Raw genomic sequence first — 18,361 nt, 5'->3', positions numbered from 1 at the left:
CTGAGGCGTCGTACCTGAGGGGGACCCGCGGGGTTCCCCACCCCGGGCGATGACCGGGCGCGGGGCGCTCGCCTAGCGTGGCCGGTATGACGGAGACGACGCGGGTTGAAACGGGGTACGGCAGCGAACGGCGCAGTGAGTGGGCCGTGTTCCGGGACGCCGCCGAGGTGCTGCGGCGGTCGCTGCGGGCGGATCTGGGGCGGCGGGCCTTCGCGCTGGAGCCGATGGCGCCGCTGGAACTGGGGCGGCTGGAGCGCCAGCGGCTGCCGGGCTTCGTACGGACGGTGGTGCGGTGGCTGCCGCAGACAGCGGTGGTGGGGCTGGCGGGGTTCGCGTTCTTCCTCAACGCCGTCCCGAACTACGGCTCGCTGCCGCTAGTCCTGGTCGCCGTGCTGCCGCTGCTGCTGGCGCTCTTCCGTCCCGTGGCGGCGTTCTGGCTGTCACTCACGCTGACGGCGGTCGCGGCGGTGGTCCTGGGAGACAACAACGGCCTGTGGCCGTGGGCTCCCGGCTCCTTCCTCTCCCATCTGGCAGTGATGGCGCTGGTCGCCCTGCGGTGCCGGCCGGCCACGGCCGTGTGGATGTGGGTGATCAGCACCGGGTTCGGCATCCTCGCCGCGAACCTGAACCTCGGCTGGTCCAACAACAGCGGTGCCATGGCCCTCATCTCCCTCATCGTCCTCCTCCTCGCCGTCGCGGTCCGCGGCTGGCGCACCGCCCAGCAGGAGTCCGCCGCCAAGGACGTCACCGTCGTGCACGAGCGCTCGCAGCGCACCGTGCTGGAGGAGCGCACCACCATCGCCCGCGAGCTGCACGACGTGGTCGCGCACCACATGTCCGTCGTCGCCATCCAGGCCGAGGCCGCCCCGTACCGCGTGCAGGACCCGCCGCCCGAGCTGACCGCCGCCTTCGCGACCATCCGGGAGAACGCGGTCGCCGCGCTCGCCGAGCTGCGCCGGGTGCTGGGGGTCGTACGGGCCGAGGACTACGAGGCGCCCGACGCCCCGCAGCCCACCCTCGCCGACCTCGGGCGGCTGGTGGAGAACGTCCGCGAGGCGGGGCTGCCGGTGGAGCAGGTCGTCACGGGCACGATCCGTGAACTGCCGCCGGGCGTCGAGCTGTCGGCGTACCGCATCGTGCAGGAGGCGCTCAGCAACACCCTGCGCCACGCCCCCGGCGCCCCTACCCGCGTCGAGGTCTCGCACGTCTTCGGCGGGCTGGGCCTGCGCATCGTCAACGCGCCGCCCACCGCCCCCGTCACCCCCTCGCCGGGCGCCGGGCACGGGCTGACCGGGATGCGCGAGCGGGTGGCGATGCTGGGCGGCGAGCTGGCCAACGGGCCGACGCCGGAGGGCGGTTACCAGGTCGAGGTCTTCCTCCCCGTCGCGCAGGAGGCCGTCCGGTGAGCGCCCCCATCCGGGTCCTCATCGTCGACGACCAGGCCATGGTCCGCGAGGGCTTCTCCGTCCTCCTCGGCGCCCAGGACGGCATCGAGGTCGCCGGCGAGGCCGCCGACGGGCGCGCGGCGGTGGCGCGGGTGGCCGAGCTGAGGCCGGACGTGGTGCTCATGGACGTCCGCATGCCGGAGCTGAACGGACTGGAGGCGACCCGCGAGATCGTCGCCGGCGACAGCGGCGCCAAGGTGCTCATCCTGACCACCTTCGACCTGGACGAGTACGTCTACCAGGCGCTGCGCGCGGGCGCGAGCGGCTTCCTGCTGAAGGACGCCTCCGCACGCCAACTCGCCGACGGCGTACGGGTGGTGGCCTCCGGTGAGGCCCTGCTCGCGCCGACCGTCACCCGGCGGCTGATCACGACCTTCGCCGAGCAGGGCGCCGTCCCGCGCCTCCCGGCCGCCCGCCGGCTGGGGGAGCTGACCGAGCGCGAGACGGAGGTGCTGGCGCTGATCGCGCAGGGCCTGTCGAACGCGGAGATCGCCGGCCGGCTGGTGGTCGCGGAGTCGACGGTGAAGACGCACGTGGGCCGGGTCCTGGTGAAGCTGGGCCTGCGCGACCGCACCCAGGCGGCGATCTTCGCGTACGAGGCGCGGCTGGTGGCGCCGGGGTGAGGTGGTCGGCGGCGGGCGGGTGACGGGGGTCTGGTCGGCGCGGCCCGTACGCCAGTACGGTCGGCGCCATGAGCGCCGACCTCCCCTTCCGCCCCTGGGACCCCGCCTTCGCCGCCGACCCCTACCCGGCCTTCGCCGACCTGCGCGCGCAGGGCCGGGCGTTGTGGTTCGAGCCCACCGGCCAGTGGCTGATCCCCCACCACGCGGACGTCAGCGCCCTCCTGCGCGACCGCCGCCTCGGGCGCAGCTACCTGCACCGATTCACCCACGAGGAGTTCGGCCGCACACCCCCGCCGCCCGGGCACGAGCCCTTCCACACCCTCAACGACCACGGGATGCTCGACCTGGAGGCCCCCGACCACACCCGCATCCGCCGCCTGGTCTCCAAGGCGTTCACCCCGCGCACCGTCGAGCAACTCGCCCCGACCGTACGGCGGATGGCCGACGAGCTGGCCGCGTCGCTCGTCGCGCAGGGCGGCGGCGACCTGGTCGCCCTGGTCGCCGAGCCCCTCCCCGTCGCGGTGATCGCCGAGATGCTGGGCATCCCCGCCGCCGACCGCCCGCTGCTGCGCCCCTGGTCGGCCGACATCTGCGGCATGTACGAACTGAAGCCCTCCCCCGAGACGGCCGCCCGCGCCGTCACCGCCTCCGTGGAGTTCTCCGCCTACCTGCGCGATCTCGTCGCCCACCGCCGCCGCAGCCCCGGCGAGGACCTGATCAGCGCCCTCATCGCCGTCCACGACGAGGGCGAGCGGCTGAGCGAGCAGGAGCTGGTCTCCACCTGCGTGCTGCTGCTCAACGCCGGCCACGAGGCGACCGTCAACACCGTCTCCGCCGGCTGGTGGACCCTCTTCCGCCACCCCGGTCAGCTCGCCGCCCTGCGTGCCGACCCGGCGCTGCTGTCCACAGCTGTGGACGAACTCCTGCGCTACGACACCCCGTTGCAGCTCTTCGAGCGCTGGGTGCTGGACGACGTCGAGATCGACGGCACCGTGATCCCGCGCGGCGCGGAGGTCGCCTGCCTGATGGGCTCGGCCAACCGCGACCCGGCCGCCTTCACCGCCCCCGACACCCTGGACCTGGCCCGTACGGCCAACCCGCACGTCAGCTTCGGCGCCGGCATCCACTACTGCCTGGGCGCACCGCTGGCCCGCATCGAACTGCGGGCGTCCTTCGGCGCACTCCTGCGCCGCGCCCCCGAGCTCAGGCTGAGCGCGGAGCCCCGGCTCGGGGACGGCTTCGTCATCCGGGGGCCGAGGGAGGTGCTGGTGGAGGTCTAGGCGGAGGGCTGGGCGGGGAGGGCTGGGCGGAGGTCTAGGCGGAGGTCTAGGAGGCCGCCACCCGGTCGCGCAGCACCTCCCCGCCCACCGCGTCGACGCACACCCCGTGTACGCGCCCGTCGTGGTCCTGCACGGTGACCGCCCAGTTCAGCCGCCTACGCCCCTCGAAGCGCGACTCCAGCGACACCGCGCCCACCCGGCCCGCGACCGCCGCCAGCGCGCCGCGCGCGGCCTCGGTGAGCGTCACCTCGGCGGCCTCGGCCAGCCGGGCGTTCTGCGCGCCCCCCGCGCCCCCCGCGCCCGCCTCCCCGGTCGCGCCCGACCCGCCCCCGCCGCCGTCCGTCCGCCGCCGCACCACCGCCGCGTTGCCCGCGTCGACCGTCAGCCCGTGCCAGCGTCCGCCGTGGTCGAGGACCTCGACCTCCCAGACCAGCGAGCCCTGCTCGCTCTCCAGCGCGGCCGCGGTCGCCCGGCCCGGGGTCCGCGCCAGCGCGGCCCGTACGGCGGCGGCGACGTCGACCCGGGAGGCCAGGGAGAGCCGCTCGGCCTGCTCCTGCGGCGCCCCGGCGGCGATCCGCCCCAGGTCGTGCGTCCGAACGGATGACAGGGGCACGCCCTCGCCCTGCCGGGCCCCGTCCTCGGCGAGGTGGCCGCCGAGGGCCGTACCGGCGCCGAAGAGGGCCACCGAGCCCGCGATTCCGGTGGCCAGTCTGAGCCTGCGCCGGTTGCGCCGTATGTCGCTCATCCGCCCACGATGACGCGGTCCTGGGCCGCGCGCCCGCCCGCACGGCCCGCGCACCGGGGTCGCGCACCGGGGCCGCGCACCGGCCGTCACCGGGGCAGCGTCAGCCGCCACGCCTGCGGGTGCGCCGTCCACGTACGGGTCCGCACCGGGCCGCCGATCTCCGCGTCCGCGCGGTAGTGGAAGTCCGCACCGGAGATGCGCACACAGCGCGCCGAGGCCCGCACCGGCGCGCTCCCCACCGCGATCAGCACGTCGGCCAGGCCCCGCGCCCCGTCCGCCGGGGAGACGTGGACCTGCGAGACCGGGCGGTCCAGATCGGCCAGCACCACCCCGTCGGCCTCCACCCGCAGCCGGGGCCCGTCCTCCTCGGGCGGGTGCGGGGCGGGCCCGTGCGGCCACGGGGCGTGCAGCAGCGCCCGCTGCCACAGGCCCGGCCTGCGGTGGGGCCCGTGGCCCGGGTCGTGCGCCCCGGCCGGCACCCGCAGCCCGCCCAGCACCACCCCGCCCGAGTCGTCGGTCAGCAGCCCCTGGCGCCGCTCCACCCCGTCCAGCACGGCCCGCGCCGCCGTCACCGTGTCCTGCGGGACGCCCAGCCGGTGGGTCAGCACCAGCCCGTCCGGCGGCCCGACGGGCACCACCGAGAGCGCCGCCTCGTCCAGCAGCCGCTCGCGGTGCAGCAGCCGCACGGTGCGCAGCAGCGCGAGGTCGTCGCCGACCAGCACGGGGCGCTTGGCCCCCCGATGGGCGAACGCACGCTCGATCTCCTCGGTGTCCTCCGGAAAGCAGAACTTGACCGTCGCACCCGCGCTGAGCACGTCTTTCGCGATACGGACGGACTCCGGATCCACCCGCCGTGCGGCCGGGTCTACGACCACGAGCAGCGACACAGCTGACACCACGGGCCCTTCCTCAGGTAATATCTCGGTGCAAGAGCCCCTTGCGATGAACGCACGGGGCTTCGTCTGTTCCGGGGCGCGGTCCATCCCGGCCGCGGACGGCCCCCCAGGCGCAACGGAGCGCCGGGAGCCTCCGCCCATGGTGGACATGCCCCGCCCGGAAGGGGTGTACGCCTGTGCCCGCACTCGTGCTGCTCGGCGCTCAGTGGGGTGACGAGGGCAAGGGGAAGGCCACCGACCTCCTCGGCGGCTCCGTCGACTACGTCGTCCGCTACCAGGGCGGCAACAACGCCGGCCACACGGTCGTCGTCGGCGACCAGAAATACGCGCTGCACCTGCTCCCCTCGGGCATCCTCTCGCCGGGCTGCACCCCGGTCATCGGCAACGGCGTGGTCGTGGACCCCTCGGTCCTCTTCTCCGAGCTGGAGGGGCTGGGCGAGCGCGGTGTGGACACCTCCAAGCTGCTCGTCAGCGGCAACGCGCATCTCATCACGCCGTACCACACCACGCTCGACAAGGTGGGCGAGCGCTTCCTGGGCAAGCGGAAGATCGGCACCACGGGGCGGGGCATCGGGCCCGCCTACGCGGACAAGATCAACCGGGTCGGCATCCGGGTCCAGGACCTCTTCGACGAGTCGATCCTGCGGCAGAAGGTCGAGGCGGCCCTCGACTCCAAGAACCAGCTGCTGGCCAAGCTCTACAACCGGCGGGGCATCGAGGCCGACCAGGTCGTCGAGGAGCTGCTGGGCTACGCGGACAGGCTCGCGCCGTACGTCGCGGACACCACGCTCGTCCTCAACGACGCCATCGACGAGGGCAGGGTCGTGCTCTTCGAGGGCGGCCAGGGCACCCTGCTGGACGTGGACCACGGCACGTACCCCTTCGTCACCTCGTCCAACCCGACCGCCGGCGGCGCCTGCACGGGTACGGGCGTCGGCCCGACGAAGATCACCCGGGTCATCGGCATCCTCAAGGCGTACACCACCCGCGTGGGCGCCGGGCCGTTCCCGACGGAGCTGTTCGACGAGGACGGCGAGAAGCTGCGCGTCATCGGCGGCGAGCGCGGCGTGACCACGGGCCGCGACCGGCGCTGCGGCTGGTTCGACGCGGTCATCGCCCGTTACGCGACCCGGGTGAACGGCCTGACGGACTTCTTCCTCACCAAGCTCGACGTGCTCACCGGCTGGGAGCGCATCCCGGTCTGCGTGGCGTACGAGATCGACGGCCGCCGGGTGGAGGAACTGCCCTACAGCCAGACGGAGTTCCACCACGCCAAGCCGGTCTACGAGTACCTGCCGGGCTGGAGCGAGGACATCTCCAAGGCGAAGACCTTCGAGGAGCTGCCGGCGAACGCCCAGGCGTACGTCAGGCGCCTGGAGGAGCTGTCCGGGGCGCCGATCTCCGCGATCGGCGTGGGGCCGGGGCGCGACGAGACGATCCAGATCAACTCGTTCGTCTGAGATCTGCCTGACCGAGGCTTCGAGGGGACGTCCGGCTGACGCCGGGCGTCCCCTCACCGCTTCGTGCCGTCCTTCGCGCCCCTGCCGTCCGCCCCGTCCTTCGCGCCGACCCGGGTGAAGACGATCGGGTCGTCGCCGCTGCCGGGGACGGTGGAGCGCAGGGTCGTGGCGTCGACCACCTCCAGTTCGTGCCAGCGGCCGTTGTCGCACTGGGAGCTGGAGGCGACCTTCGGGTCCAGCTCGTACGGCGAGAAGGCCGCGGTGTCCTCCCGCACCAGGAGCAGGTAGGCGTTCCACTGGCAGAAGTTGCGCGACCACTCCTGGGTGCGCTGCTCCACCGCCGCCCCGAAACCGCCCTGCCGAACTGTCAGGTGGAGCTTGGATCTGGTGCCACCGGAGACGCGGTCCGCCTCCCACTCGCCGAGCAGGCCCGCGGGGACGGCCGCGGGGCTGCTGAAGGCGCTGCGCAGCTCGGTGACCCGGCCCTCGCCGTCCTCCCAGTGCAGGACGTCGCCTTGGAGCCAGACCGTGCGGGTGTGGTCCTCGCGGCTGCCGCAGGAGTCGGCGGGGACGCGCCGCAGGGTCTCGGCGTGGTCCAGGGTCAGCCGCTCACCCGCCTCGACCAGGACCAGGCGGCGCACGCACATGTTCTCCGGGCCCGCGCTGTACGCGAGGCCCACACCCGTCCCCACCTGCCCGGGATACAGCTCCACCCGCATCAGGTTGCCGTCGCGCCCGGCCGGGGAGTCGCTGCCCTCCCAGGCGCCGATCATGGTCTGCGGCAGGTCGGAGCGCTCACCGGCGCTGGGTGAGGGGGCGGTGGCGTGCGCCCACGGATCGCGCTCCGCCCGGTCGCCGGAACGGGCCAGCAGCCAGCCCCCGGCCGCCAGCAGCAGCAGGACGGGCAGGACGACGGCGGCGGAACGGACCGCGCGCCGCCGCCGTCGCCGCAGGAGGAGCGCGGGCTCGGGGGAGTCGGCGGGCAGGTCCGCGGTGGGCGCGGGGTGGGGCAGCGGGGACTCGGTGACGGGGGTGTACGGGGCGCCGAACACGCCTCGCGGCGGCGGGGATCCCGGGGCGGCGGGAACGGAGGGGCCCGGCGGCGGTGAGCCGGGTGCGGAAGCCCCGGGGCCGCCGGACCGTACGGGGATCGCCACCTCCGTCGCCGCGTGCGTCCCGGCGGCCGGGCCGGGACCGGGGTCGGGCAACTCCTCGAACTCCAGCAGTAGTTCGCTCTGCCGTCCCAGCCTGGTCAGCACCTCGCCCGGCAGCCACGCCCCGCCACCGCGCGCGCCCGGCGCCCCCGTGCTTCCGGGGCCGGGGCCGGGGCCGCTCAGCGCGAGCACCGCGCCCGTCGTCAGCCGGTCGCGGGGCACGCGGGCCAGGCAGCCCCGGACCAGCGGGAGGAGCGCCGGCGGCAGTCCCGTCAGATCAGGTTCCCCCTCCGCGATCCGGAACATCACCGCGTGCGCCCCGCTGTCCGCGCGGCCGAAGGGCAGCCGGGCCGTCGCGGCGAAGGCCAGCACCGCGCCCAGGCAGAACACGTCGCTGGCCGGGGTCACCGGCTCGCCGCGCACCTGCTCGGGCGACATGAAGCCGGGGGAGCCCAGCACCGCGCCCGTCATGGTGCGCAGCCCGCCGGAGGCCAGGCTCTCCAGCGTCCGCGCGATCCCGAAGTCGATGATGCGCGGGCCGCCGACCGTCACCAGCACGTTGGACGGCTTGAGGTCGCGGTGGACGATGCCCGCCGCGTGGATCGCCCGCAGCCCGCCGGCCAGCCCGGCCGCCAGGGCGCGCACCGAGGACTCGGGCAGCGCGCCGTACTCCTCGGCGACGACCGTGTGCAGGGACAGGCCGGCCAGATAGCCCGTGGCCACCCAGGGCACCTCGGCCTCGGTGTCGGCCGAGAGCACCGGCGCCGTCCACGCCCCGCCCACCCGCCGCGCGGCCTCGACCTCCAGCCGGAAGCGGTGGCGGAACTCGGCCTCCTCGGCGACCTCCGGCTTGACCAGCTTGACCGCGACCGCCCGGCCGCCTGCCGAGCGGCCCAGATAGACCTGCCCCATCCCCCCGGCACCGATCCGGCGCAGCAGCCGGTAACCCCCGACAGTCCGGGGATCGGAGGGCCTCAACGGCTCCAGCAGATCCATAACCGCACAACTCCCCCCGGAACACGGCGCCTTCAAAGATTAGGGCGCATGCGGCCCGGGGGCCAGCACGCGTACCCACCTCTCGCGGGGCGCTTGCGTGCGGCGGCCGGAGCCCCGCGTCAGAAGCGCATCCGCTGCTCCTGCAGCGCCGAGAGCCGCTGGACGAAGACCGCGCCGAGGATCGCCGCCGGCACCGTGGCGAAGTCGGCGAAGATGTTGACCAGCACGGCCTGTTCGGCTGCTTCGAGGCTGCTGGTCGTCTCCCACACCTCCCAGTTGAGCACCCAGCCGGCGAGGGTGAGCACCCATGTCCACCACCAGCCGTTGAGCGGGCCGCGGGCGGCCGGGGGCGGGGCGGTGGCCTTCACGATGTCGTTGGCCACCTGCTTGGGGATCCACCACCAGCCCACGGGTATGAACCAGGCGCCGATGGCCATCCCCGTCCCGTACCGCAGCTGTCCGGGCGCGAACGCCTCCGCGTTGCACCGCACCCGGTGGAACCAGATCAGCCAGAGCACGATCGCCGGGAGGAAGGAGAAGATGCCGAGGGTCAGGAAGGTGTCGTAGATGCCGACCTGCCGGCCCCAGTCGGCGGACTCCTGCAGTCTGTTCAGCTTCCCGATGGTGATCAGGAAGAACACCAGCTCGGCGAACTGCAGCACCGCGCACAGCCCCAGCAGCACCGTGGTGGCGTTCGCCAGCCCCCGCACCGGCCGCGCGATCTGCGGCCGCCCGGCCTGCACGACCCTGCTGTACGGCGGCGGGGTCGCCTGCCAGCCCGCCTGCTGCCGGTACGGCGGCGGATAGGCGCCCGGGGCCGGCCCCTGCCCCGCGTACGGCACCTGCGGCGGAGGCGTCTGGACCGGCGGCGGATTCTGGCGCGGCGGCGTGTGCTGCGGCGCCACCGGCACGTACGGCACCGGGCCGCCGGAGGGCGCCGCGGCCGGGGCCGCGCTCTCCACCCGGCGCGGGGCGGGGGTCTTCGTCGTCGTCGGCGCCTCGACGTCCAGCAACTGCACGGCGCGGCGGCCCAGATGGGCCAGCAGCTCCCCGGGCAGCCAGGGCGTCCCGCTGACGGTGGCCTCCGCCTCGGCGGCCGTCAGCCGCGCCAGCTCGGCGATGGTCGGCCGCTCCCCGGGGTCCTTGGCCAGGCAGTCGCGGACCAGCTCCAGCAGCCGCCCCTCCAGTCCCGTCAGGTCCGGCTCCTCCTGGGCTATCCGGAAGAGCAGCGCGTGCGCCCCGCTCTCCTGGGTGCCGAACGGCATCCGGCCCGTGGCCGCGAAGGCCAGCACCGAGCCCAGGCAGAACACGTCGCTGGCGGGCCCCACCCGCTCGCCGCGCACCTGCTCCGGCGACATGAAACCGGGCGAGCCGATCACCGCGCCCGTGTGCGTCATCGCGCCGGCGCCCGTGGAACCGGCGTCCAGGGCGCGGGCGATACCGAAGTCGATCACGCGCGGGCCGTCGATCGTGACCAGGATGTTGGAGGGCTTGAGGTCGCGGTGGACCAGCCCCACGCCGTGGATCGCCTCCAGCGCGCGCACCAGCCCGGCCGCCAGCGACAGCACGCTGGCCACCGGCAGCGCGCCGTGCTCGCGGGCCACCACGTCGAAGAGCGAGGGCCCCGCCACGTATCCCGTGGCCACCCAGGGCGTCGCGGCCGTGGTGTCCGCGTCCAGCACGGGCGCCGTCCACTCGCCGCCGACCCGCTGGGCGGCGGCGACCTCCTGGGCGAAGCGCCGGCGGAACTCCGGCTCGCGGGCCAGCTCCGCCCGCACCAGCTTGACCGCGACCGTGCGGCCGCGCTCCGAGTGGGCGAGGTAGACCCTGCCCATACCGCCCTCGCCCAGCCGGCCGAGCAGCCGGTAGGCACCCACCTTGCGGGGGTCGTCGGGTCCGAGATGTTCCATGCGGATGCGCGCTCCCCTCGCGATCGGCGTGCCGCCACACTATCGGCCCCCGCCGACATCCGCCGAGATCCGTACGTCTCTGTGGACAACTCCGGTCGGCAGCCCGCCCGGCGGTTTGCCCTGCGGCCCGGATACCACCCCGGATACCACCTCGGAGACCACCCCGGCAGAACACCCCCTTCCACGGCTCGGGTGGACTGGACCACCACCCCCTAGGGTGGGGATGCGCCGCCCCCTGCGAGGAGTCCCACCATGCCCGTCGTCCGCCGCGACACCCTGCGCTCGCAGCTCGCCGATGCCCTCCGCGACGAGATCCTCGCCGGCCGGCTGGCCCCCGGCCGGAACATCACCGTCAAGCAGCTCGCCGAGCAGTACGGGGTCTCCGCCACCCCCGTGCGCGAGGCCCTGGTCGACCTCGCCGGACAGGGGCTGCTGGACGTGGAGGAGCACCGCGGCTACTGCGTGCACGCCTTCACCGCCGCCGACTTCCGCTCGATGATCGAGGCCCGCCGGACGGTCATCGAGGGCATGTTCCAGTGCGGCGGCGAGGAGTGGCTGCCGCACGTCGGGGAGCGCTCGCTGGCCGCGATGCGGCGGCGCGGCGAGGAGGCCGAGCGGGCGGCGCGGGCCGGCGACCTCGACGTACTCGTCCACTACGACCTGCGCTTCTGGCGCGAGATCGGGGCCGCGGCCGGGAATCCGTACCTCGCGGACTTCCTCGACGGGATACGGGTGCGGTGCTGGGTCTTCGCGGTGCCCGTGCTGCGCGGCCGGCCGGACCTCGCCGAGCTGTTCTGGCAGCACCAGGGCGACCTGGTCGACGCCATCGCGCGGCGCGACACGGCGACCGTGCTGGAGCTGGTCCGCGCGCACAGCCGCCACACGCTCGCCCTGATCGACCTCCTGGACGCTTCCTGAAACCCCCCGGCCCACTACGCTGGTCCGACGCCGCGAGGAGTGGCCGGTCCGGCGCCGGCCCCTCCTTCGACCGCGAGCGCTGCCCGCGCGACCCCTCGATCCCGGATGGGAGCCCTTCCTTGGCGTGTGACCTGTGGCTCGTGCCCCTGGTGGACGTGCTGTGCCAGAGCCCCGACAACCCCTTCGCCGAGGAACTCGCGCGCTACGACGAGGCGTTGACCGGGGCCGGGCTGCCGCCCGTCCCCGTGCACACCTACATGCCGGGCCTGTCCGGCGACGTGGCGCCGGTCGCGGGCTTCGACTACGACGCGCTGCACTTCCTGCGCCGCGCCCACCTCCTGTACCTCTGCGGCCTGGAGGTCACGCCGGTGGGCGAACTGGGCTCGGACTACGAGCAGTTGCTGGAGATGTTCGAGACCACCGCCCGCCAGTCGCACCTGGTCTGGCACTTCGACCACGCCGGCGCCTACGTCCCCGTGGACTTCGCCGAGCCGCTCAGCAACGACGAACTCCTCGCCGAGGGCGGCCCGCTGGGCTCCACCCAGGGCCTCCTGCGCGAACTGCTCGCCATCGCCCCCGCCCTGGGCATCGACCCCGCCAACCCGCCGCCCGCGCCCGCCCCCCCGGCCGGCCCGACCGAGCTGGGCGAGCCCGCCGGGGTGCGCTACGAGGCGGGCCCCTTCGGCCGCGAACGCCACGTCTGGCTGGGCCTGCACGCGGCGGCGACGCGGAGCCTGGCCCAGGGCTCGATGATCGTCTTCAGCTGACGGCGCCCGGGGCGCGGCCCGCAGGTGTACGGGCGCCGCGTGGGCCCGCAGGTGTACGGGCCCACGCGGCGCCCGTACACCTCAGCGCGGCTCCGGCGGCCGCTGGCGCGGCATGTTCGGCCGCATACCCGGCGGCGGGAAGGGGAAGCGCGGCGGCGCACCGCCCGCCTCCGGCCACCTGATCCAGGCCAGCGACTGCGTCATCAGCGTCGTCGGCCCGGCGTGGAAGGAGACCATCCAGTCCGCCGTCTCCGCCCGTACGAGATCGGTCACGTCCTCCGTGAAGCGCCGCAGCACCGCCAGGCACCGGTCGGCGGCCTCCGAAGCGGTCCCCTCCGCGGGGCCGAGCACCTCGCGGACGCTCTCCGAGGCCCAGTCGAACTGCAGAGCCTCCAGCCGCCGTTGCACGGCCTGTGCTGTCGCCACATCCCTCATCCACCCCGCCGTCAGTCCGAAGTACCGGTCGGCGCCCAGCGCGGCGGCGGCGACCAGCAGCGCCGGAAACCCCCAGGGCGCGGCGCCCGTCCAGCCGCCCGCCACGTCCACCAGCGGCAGCGCGGCCGCCACCACGGCCGCCGCGCCGGCCACCGCCCGCAGCACGCGGGCGGTGGCGCGCTTCCAGCGCCGGTCGCGCAGGTACCAGTCGACCGTGCGCACCGCCCGCTCCTCGACCCAGAGGTAGACCTCGCTGAGCCGCTCCGCGGGCTCGCCCCAGTCGCCGCGCGGGAAGGGCCGGCCGAGCAGCTCCGCCCGGCCGGGTACCCCCGTACGGCCCGTCCAACCCAGCGTGCCGCGGCGCTCCGGTCCGGTCCCCCGGGGCTCCTTGGGGCTCTCCTCCGACACAGCTGTGCTCCTTGCGACTGGGGTGTGACTGGGTGTGACTGGGGTACGACGCGTGCCGACCGGACGGGCGGCCGGCGGTGTGGCCGCTGCTGCCGCGTGGTGATGGTGCGATTGGCGTTCCGTTCCTACCGCCAAACGGATGATCGCCGCGCCCCGCGGCCGCGCAATTAGCCCGTACGGGGTGGATACCCTGCTTATAGGACAGGCCGAAGAGCGGGGGCCGGGGCACTCCCGTGCGAAGGAGGGGCTGCGCGCGGGAGCCGATAGGCTCGGCCGCGTGAAGGTTCTAGTCATCGGCGGCGGCGCCCGCGAACACGCCCTGTGCCACGCACTCGCCCGCGACCCCCAGGTCACCGAACTGCACTGCGCCCCCGGCAACGCCGGCATCGCGGCCGAGGCGGTCCTGCACCCGGTCGACGCCCTCGACGGCGGGGCGGTCGCCGCGCTGGCGGCCGAGCTGGCCGCCGACCTGGTCGTCGTGGGCCCGGAGGCGCCGCTGGTCGCGGGGGTCGCCGACGCCGTACGGGCCGCGGGGATCCCGGTGTTCGGCCCCGGTGGGCAGGCCGCCCGGCTGGAGGGCTCCAAGGCGTTCGCGAAGGACGTGATGGCGGCGGCCGGGGTGCCGACCGCCCGCGCCCACGTCTGCACCACCGCCGCGGAGGTCGAGGAGGCCCTCGACGCCTTCGGCGCGCCCTACGTGGTCAAGGACGACGGCCTCGCGGCAGGCAAGGGCGTCGTGGTCACCTCCGACCCCGCCGAGGCCCGCGCGCACGCGGCGGGCTGCGAGCGCGTCGTCATCGAGGAGTTCCTCGACGGCCCGGAGGTCAGCCTCTTCGCGGTGACGGACGGCGAGACGGTCCTCCCGCTCGCCCCCGCGCAGGACTTCAAGCGCGCCCACGACGGCGACCAGGGCCCCAACACCGGCGGCATGGGCGCGTACAGCCCGCTGCCCTGGGCCGACCCGGACCTGGTGGACGAGGTGCTGCGCACCGTGCTGCAGCCGACGGTGGACGAACTGCGCCGCCGGGGTACGCCCTTTTCCGGACTGCTCTACGCGGGGCTGGCGCTGACCTCGCGCGGGGTACGGGTCATCGAGTTCAACGCCCGCTTCGGCGACCCCGAGACGCAGGTCGTCCTGGCGCGGCTGCGCACCCCCCTCGCCGGGCTGCTGCACGCCGCCGCGACCGGCACCCTGGCCGACCACGGGCCGCTGGCCTGGAGCGAGGACGCGGCGGTCACGGTCGTCCTGGCCGCCCACGGCTACCCGGCCGCGCCCCGGACCGGCGACGTGATCGAGGGGCTGCCCGCTGCCGGCGGGGAGGCCGGCGAGGGCGGGCCGGACGCCTACGTGCTGCACGCGGGCACGGTGGCGGACGCGGACGGCCGGGTGCGCACGGCCGGCGGCCGGGTGCTGTCGGTGGTGGGCCTGGGCAAGGACGTGGCGCAGGCCCGGGAGCGGGCGTACGCGCTGGTCGGGGAGATCGGCATCGACGGGGCCTTTGCGCGCGGGGACATCGCCGCGGGCGTCTGACCAGGCCCTGGCGGCCCTTTCGACCCCTCCCACCCGGGAGCGGCTACCGGTACCTCTACCGGGCCGCTCCCGGGTGAGCTTTACCCAAAGCCATTCCATCGGGTGAGCGCTGCGGCAAGTTGCTGACGCGCGCAGCGGGCACAACTATCGTGCAGTCGCCTGCACTTGGTACCCGGGTACCCCTCCTGCCGGAGGGGTGTTCCGGGCCCTCGGGGGAGGGGCCGGCGTCCGTGCCAGGGAGCCAACCGGCTCACCGGCATTGCGCTGTCGGTGCCGGGTGCCACAGTGGGAGTAGGTGCGGACCGGCTGTGCCCAGGCAGTACGGACGGCGCTCCGGTGGCATCGGACGAGATCCGACGGCCGGCGACAGGGGCCGCAGAGGTGCGAGGGGGTGAGGTTCGACCGTGACCGGTGTGGTGGACCGCGACGGCAGCGGCAGGCGGGGCGGTGAGGCGGGCGCCGCGGCGGCCCGGGGCCGCGCGCTGGCCGTGCTCCGCGTGCGGCACCTCGCCCTCGCGCTCGCCCTGCTGCCGCTCGCCGTGGCGGCGGTGCTCCTCATCGGCTCGGCGAGCGGCCGGATCGACGGCCCGCTCGCGGCCGCCCGGTGGTGGGTGCTGGGGCTGGGCCTGGCGGTCCTCGCCCTCGCCGCCCTCGTCGCGGTGGCCGTGCTGCGCGCCGAGCCGGCCCGCAGCCCGACCGTCCCCGTCCCCCGGGAGGGCGCCGCCGACCTGTACAGGCTGGTCGGTGAGCTGGCCGAGCGGCTCGGCGTGCCCGCGCCCTCCGCGATAGCCCTCACGCCCGACTGCGACAGCTGGCTGGAGGACCGCGCGGGCAGCCATCTGCGCTCCGGCCGCGCCCTGCTGCGCGGCCGGGAGGCCCAGGAGTTCGAGGCGCCGGTGCTGGTGATCGGCTCGCCCTTCCTGTGGTGGATGCGCGTCGCCGAGCTGCGCGCCCTGCTCGCCCCCGTCGTCGCCGGTACGGGCCCCGCCGCCCAGCCCGACATCGCCGCCGCCCGCCGCTTCATCCGCGGACTGGACGCGGCCGCCGCCGACGCGCCCCCCGCGTCGGGCCGCTTCCCGAGCCCCGGCCGCTTTGTGGTGCGTACGGCGGCGCGGATCATGCTCCGCTCCTGCGGCGAGCATCCGGCCGAGATGGAGCGCGGGGTGGCCGCCGCCGGTTCGGAGCGGGCGCAGACCGTGGACTACGGGCTGCGGATCGCCGCCCAGGAGCAGGTCGGCCTCGCCTACGCCGGCTGGGACCGCCTCCTCACCCGCGTCGCGCTGCCCGCCTGGCACATGGGCCGCTGGCCCTCCCGGCTGGACGCCGGCGTGGTCTCCGCGCTCACCGAGCTGTCGCGCCGCGACCGCCTCGCCGCCCAGGACGGCGCCTTCGCCGTCCGGCTGGGGGAGCGCCCCGCCTGCGACCTGCTGGAGGAGCCCGGCCTGGTGGACGAGGCGGTCTCCCTGCTCGCGGCCCAGCTCTTCCACGGCACGCCCGCCCCCGCGGACCCCCCGGCCCCTTCGAGCGGGGCGGTCCCCGCAGGAGGCGACGCGAGCTGGTCGCCGGTGGGCTGGGAGCAGTACCCGGACGAGGTCGTGGACCGCACCTGGCGGACCGAGGCCACCCGGCTGCACGCCGCCCTGGACGCGCTCACCGAGGTGGGGGCGCCCCCCGGGGCGCCGCCCGCCTCCGACCGGGCGACGCTGGCGCGGGTGGTGGACTGGCTCACCTCGGGCGGCGACCGCGGGGCCCTCGCCGAGGCGCTGCGGGCCGCCGTGGAGGCGGAGACGGCCGCGGTCGCCGTCCCCCCGCTGCTGCAGCTCCAGGCGCCGCGTACGGGACGGGAGCTGCTCGCCGGCCACGTGCTGGCGACGGTCTGCTGCGCGGCCGTGGACACGGCCGGCGCACTGCCCGGCCTGGACTGGCTGGACGGCCCCGTGCTGCTCGTCGGCGGCGAGCGCCGCCCCGAGCTGGGCCGCGCGGTCCAAGCGCTGGTGGAGCTCGGCGACGCCCTGCCGCTGCGGCACTGGCTGGGCGCGGCGGGCGTGCGGGCCGAGAAGCCGCTGCTGCTGGTCTGAGGCGCCGGCGGGGTCCGGCTCCCACCGGGCGGGGGGCGGCTGCCCGTACCCAGCGGCACACTGACCGCAAAACCGGTTCTGCTTCTCCGAATTGGGGCTTTCCCTGAGAAAAGCAGTCCGTTCCTCCACGATTTCGTGGCCAAGGGTAACCATCTGGGTGCTTGATGTGATGTCCTGTTAGCCGAATGGGCGAAGGAGGGCAGATCGTGGGTACGGAGCAGATCCGGCGCTGGGAGTCCGGCGCGCTCGCGCACGCCGTCTCCGACCCCTTCGCGCAGGGGCCGCTGCCCTGGCTGCGCGACGCCGAGCACTACTTCGACGACGGCCAACTGGTTCCCTGGTACGTGGAGTTGGGATCGGGCCAGAGCCGCAGCGGCCTGATCCCCGCCCCGCGCCGCACGGGCGGCAGCCCGAAGACCGCCGACGACGTCCGCGGCCAGATCAAGGGCTTCGCCTCCGCGGGCGCGGTCGCGCCCGGCGAGTCGATCGACTTCCGCGTCACGGTCAACCCGCCCCAGCCCTTCGGCGTCGACATCTACCGCATCGGCCACTACGCGGGCGACGGCGCCGCGAAGATCACCACCTCGCCCCGGCTCTCCGGCCTGGTCCAGCCCGGCCCGCTCAGCGCCGAGCGCACCGTCTCCTGCCACCACTGGTGGCTCTCCTGGCGGCTGCAGGTCCCCTCGTACTGGAGTCCCGGCGCCTACGTCGCCGTGCTCACCACCGACGACGGCCACCGCTCCCACGTCCCCTTCACCGTCCGCGACTTCCACCCCGCGGACCTGCTGCTGCTGCTCCCGGACGTGACCTGGCAGGCGTACAACCTCTACCCGGAGGACGGCCGCACCGGCGCCTCGCTCTACCACGCCTGGGACGACGGCGGGAAGCTGCTGGGCGAGCGCGAGGCCGCCGTCGCCGTCTCCTTCGACCGCCCCTACGCGGGCGCGGGGATGCCGCTGCACGTCGGCCACGCCTACGACTTCATCCGCTGGGCGGAGCGCTTCGGCTACGACATCACCTACGCCAACGCCCGCGACCTGCACGCCGGCCGGGTCGACCCCTCGCGCTACCGGGGGCTGGTCTTCCCCGGCCACGACGAGTACTGGTCGCCGCAGATGCGCCGCCACGCCACCCTGGCCCGCGACACCGGGACCTCGCTGGTCTTCCTCTCCGCCAACACCATGTACTGGCAGGTGGAGTTGGCGCCCTCCGTGTCCGGCGAGCCCGACCGGATACTGCGCTGCCGCAAGCGCCAGGGCCCGGGCCGCCCGCTGCTCTGGCGCGAACAGGGCCTGGCGGAGCAGGAGCTGCTCGGCATCCAGTACGTGGGCCGGGTGCCCGAGCCCCACCCCCTGGTCGTCCGCAACGCCGGGCACTGGCTCTGGGAGGCCACCGGCGCGCACGAGGGCGACGAGCTGACCGGCCTGGTCGCCGGCGAGGCCGACCGCTACTTCCCGCGCGCCCCGCTGCCCGAGCACACCGACCGCATCCTGCTGGCCCACTCGCCGTACCACGACGCGGGCGGGGTGCGCCGCCACCAGGAGACCTCCCTGTACCGCGCCCCCAGCGGCGCCCTGGTCTTCGCCTCGGGCACCTTCGCCTGGTCCCCCGCGCTCAACCGCCCCGGGCACGCCTCCCCGGTGGTCCAGCGGGCGACGGCGAACCTGCTGGACCGGATCTGCAAGCGGGACTGAACGGCCGTCCGGACCCGCGTC

Annotated in this window: 14 protein-coding genes; 9 read left to right on the top strand and 5 right to left on the bottom strand. The window is 75.1% G+C overall.

Going from position 1 to position 18,361, the window contains the following annotated elements; translation table 11 throughout:
* Nucleotides 1-86 precede the first annotated feature (86 nt).
* From ACFQLX_RS02445 to ACFQLX_RS02435, 3 genes are all read left to right on the top strand, one after another.
* Nucleotides 87-1,406, top strand: coding sequence for a sensor histidine kinase (locus tag ACFQLX_RS02445; RefSeq protein WP_386411392.1), 1,320 nt, complete (start codon nt 87-89; stop codon nt 1,404-1,406).
* Nucleotides 1,403-2,068: a response regulator gene (locus ACFQLX_RS02440; RefSeq protein WP_386411390.1), complete on the top strand. Its 666-nt coding sequence runs from the start codon at nt 1,403-1,405 to the stop codon at nt 2,066-2,068. Before ACFQLX_RS02445 ends, ACFQLX_RS02440 begins: the two co-directional genes overlap by 4 nt.
* 68 nt (nt 2,069-2,136) lie before the next feature.
* Nucleotides 2,137-3,348 (top strand): cytochrome P450, encoded by a 1,212-nt coding sequence (locus ACFQLX_RS02435; RefSeq protein ID WP_386411388.1) that lies wholly within the window; start codon nt 2,137-2,139, stop codon nt 3,346-3,348.
* Nucleotides 3,349-3,394: 46 nt separating this feature from the next.
* Here the strand turns inward: ACFQLX_RS02435 and ACFQLX_RS02430 are convergent, their stop codons facing one another.
* Together ACFQLX_RS02430 and ACFQLX_RS02425 are read right to left on the bottom strand one after the other, a co-directional pair.
* Nucleotides 3,395-4,093, bottom strand: coding sequence for a PepSY domain-containing protein (locus tag ACFQLX_RS02430; RefSeq protein WP_386411386.1), 699 nt, complete (start codon nt 4,091-4,093; stop codon nt 3,395-3,397).
* Nucleotides 4,094-4,179: 86 nt separating this feature from the next.
* Nucleotides 4,180-5,013, bottom strand: a complete 834-nt coding sequence (locus ACFQLX_RS02425) for a diacylglycerol kinase (protein ID WP_386411715.1) — start codon at nt 5,011-5,013, stop codon at nt 4,180-4,182.
* 152 nt (nt 5,014-5,165) lie between these two features.
* On the opposite strand from ACFQLX_RS02425, the gene ACFQLX_RS02420 reads away from it, so the two are divergent.
* A complete protein-coding gene (locus ACFQLX_RS02420) occupies nt 5,166-6,449 on the top strand; it encodes an adenylosuccinate synthase (protein ID WP_386411384.1) in 1,284 nt (427 codons plus the stop codon).
* 53 nt (nt 6,450-6,502) lie between these two features.
* Here ACFQLX_RS02420 and ACFQLX_RS02415 read toward each other — a convergent pair whose 3' ends face one another.
* Both ACFQLX_RS02415 and ACFQLX_RS02410 read right to left on the bottom strand, forming a co-directional pair.
* Nucleotides 6,503-8,590 carry a serine/threonine-protein kinase gene (locus ACFQLX_RS02415; protein ID WP_417845702.1) on the bottom strand — a complete coding sequence of 696 codons (2,088 nt, stop codon included), beginning with the start codon at nt 8,588-8,590 and terminating at the stop codon, nt 6,503-6,505.
* A gap of 128 nt (nt 8,591-8,718) precedes the next feature.
* A complete protein-coding gene (locus ACFQLX_RS02410) occupies nt 8,719-10,509 on the bottom strand; it encodes a protein kinase domain-containing protein (RefSeq protein WP_386411380.1) in 1,791 nt (596 codons plus the stop codon).
* 252 nt (nt 10,510-10,761) lie between these two features.
* Between ACFQLX_RS02410 and ACFQLX_RS02405 the strand changes: the two genes are divergently transcribed.
* Nucleotides 10,762-11,427 carry a GntR family transcriptional regulator gene (locus ACFQLX_RS02405; protein WP_386411379.1) on the top strand — a complete coding sequence of 222 codons (666 nt, stop codon included), beginning with the start codon at nt 10,762-10,764 and terminating at the stop codon, nt 11,425-11,427.
* 119 nt (nt 11,428-11,546) lie between these two features.
* Nucleotides 11,547-12,194 carry a hypothetical protein gene (locus tag ACFQLX_RS02400; protein WP_386411376.1) on the top strand — a complete coding sequence of 216 codons (648 nt, stop codon included), beginning with the start codon at nt 11,547-11,549 and terminating at the stop codon, nt 12,192-12,194.
* An 81-nt stretch (nt 12,195-12,275) separates the two neighbouring features.
* Here the strand turns inward: ACFQLX_RS02400 and ACFQLX_RS02395 are convergent, their stop codons facing one another.
* Nucleotides 12,276-13,037: an SLATT domain-containing protein gene (locus ACFQLX_RS02395; protein WP_386411373.1), complete on the bottom strand. Its 762-nt coding sequence runs from the start codon at nt 13,035-13,037 to the stop codon at nt 12,276-12,278.
* A 277-nt stretch (nt 13,038-13,314) separates the two neighbouring features.
* Between ACFQLX_RS02395 and purD the strand changes: the two genes are divergently transcribed.
* From purD to ACFQLX_RS02380, 3 genes are all read left to right on the top strand, one after another.
* Entirely contained in the window at nt 13,315-14,568 is a 1,254-nt protein-coding gene (purD, locus tag ACFQLX_RS02390; RefSeq protein ID WP_386411370.1) for a phosphoribosylamine--glycine ligase, read from the top strand.
* Between the two features lie 404 nt (nt 14,569-14,972).
* Nucleotides 14,973-16,646 (top strand): hypothetical protein, encoded by a 1,674-nt coding sequence (locus ACFQLX_RS02385; protein ID WP_386411367.1) that lies wholly within the window; start codon nt 14,973-14,975, stop codon nt 16,644-16,646.
* Between the two features lie 206 nt (nt 16,647-16,852).
* Nucleotides 16,853-18,340 (top strand): N,N-dimethylformamidase beta subunit family domain-containing protein, encoded by a 1,488-nt coding sequence (locus tag ACFQLX_RS02380; RefSeq protein WP_386411364.1) that lies wholly within the window; start codon nt 16,853-16,855, stop codon nt 18,338-18,340.
* The last annotated feature ends 21 nt before the right edge of the window (nt 18,341-18,361 follow it).

Origin of the sequence: Streptomyces polyrhachis, assembly GCF_042663125.1 — a bacterium.
Taxonomy (GTDB): Bacteria; Actinomycetota; Actinomycetes; order Streptomycetales; family Streptomycetaceae; genus Streptomyces; species Streptomyces polyrhachii.
The sequence above is the reverse complement of the archived record's forward strand: the minus strand, read 5'-3'. Positions and strand labels throughout refer to the sequence as shown.

What these genes read in the sequence shown, in the direction of transcription:
- ACFQLX_RS02405 (WP_386411379.1), top strand. Translation starts at nt 10,762, where the DNA reads ATGCCCGTCGTCCGCCGCGACACCCTGCGCTCGCAGCTCGCCGATGCC.
- ACFQLX_RS02410 (WP_386411380.1), bottom strand. Translation starts at nt 10,509, where the DNA reads ATGGAACATCTCGGACCCGACGACCCCCGCAAGGTGGGTGCCTACCGG.
- ACFQLX_RS02435 (WP_386411388.1), top strand. Translation starts at nt 2,137, where the DNA reads ATGAGCGCCGACCTCCCCTTCCGCCCCTGGGACCCCGCCTTCGCCGCC.
- ACFQLX_RS02445 (WP_386411392.1), top strand. Translation starts at nt 87, where the DNA reads ATGACGGAGACGACGCGGGTTGAAACGGGGTACGGCAGCGAACGGCGC.
- ACFQLX_RS02430 (WP_386411386.1), bottom strand. Translation starts at nt 4,093, where the DNA reads ATGAGCGACATACGGCGCAACCGGCGCAGGCTCAGACTGGCCACCGGA.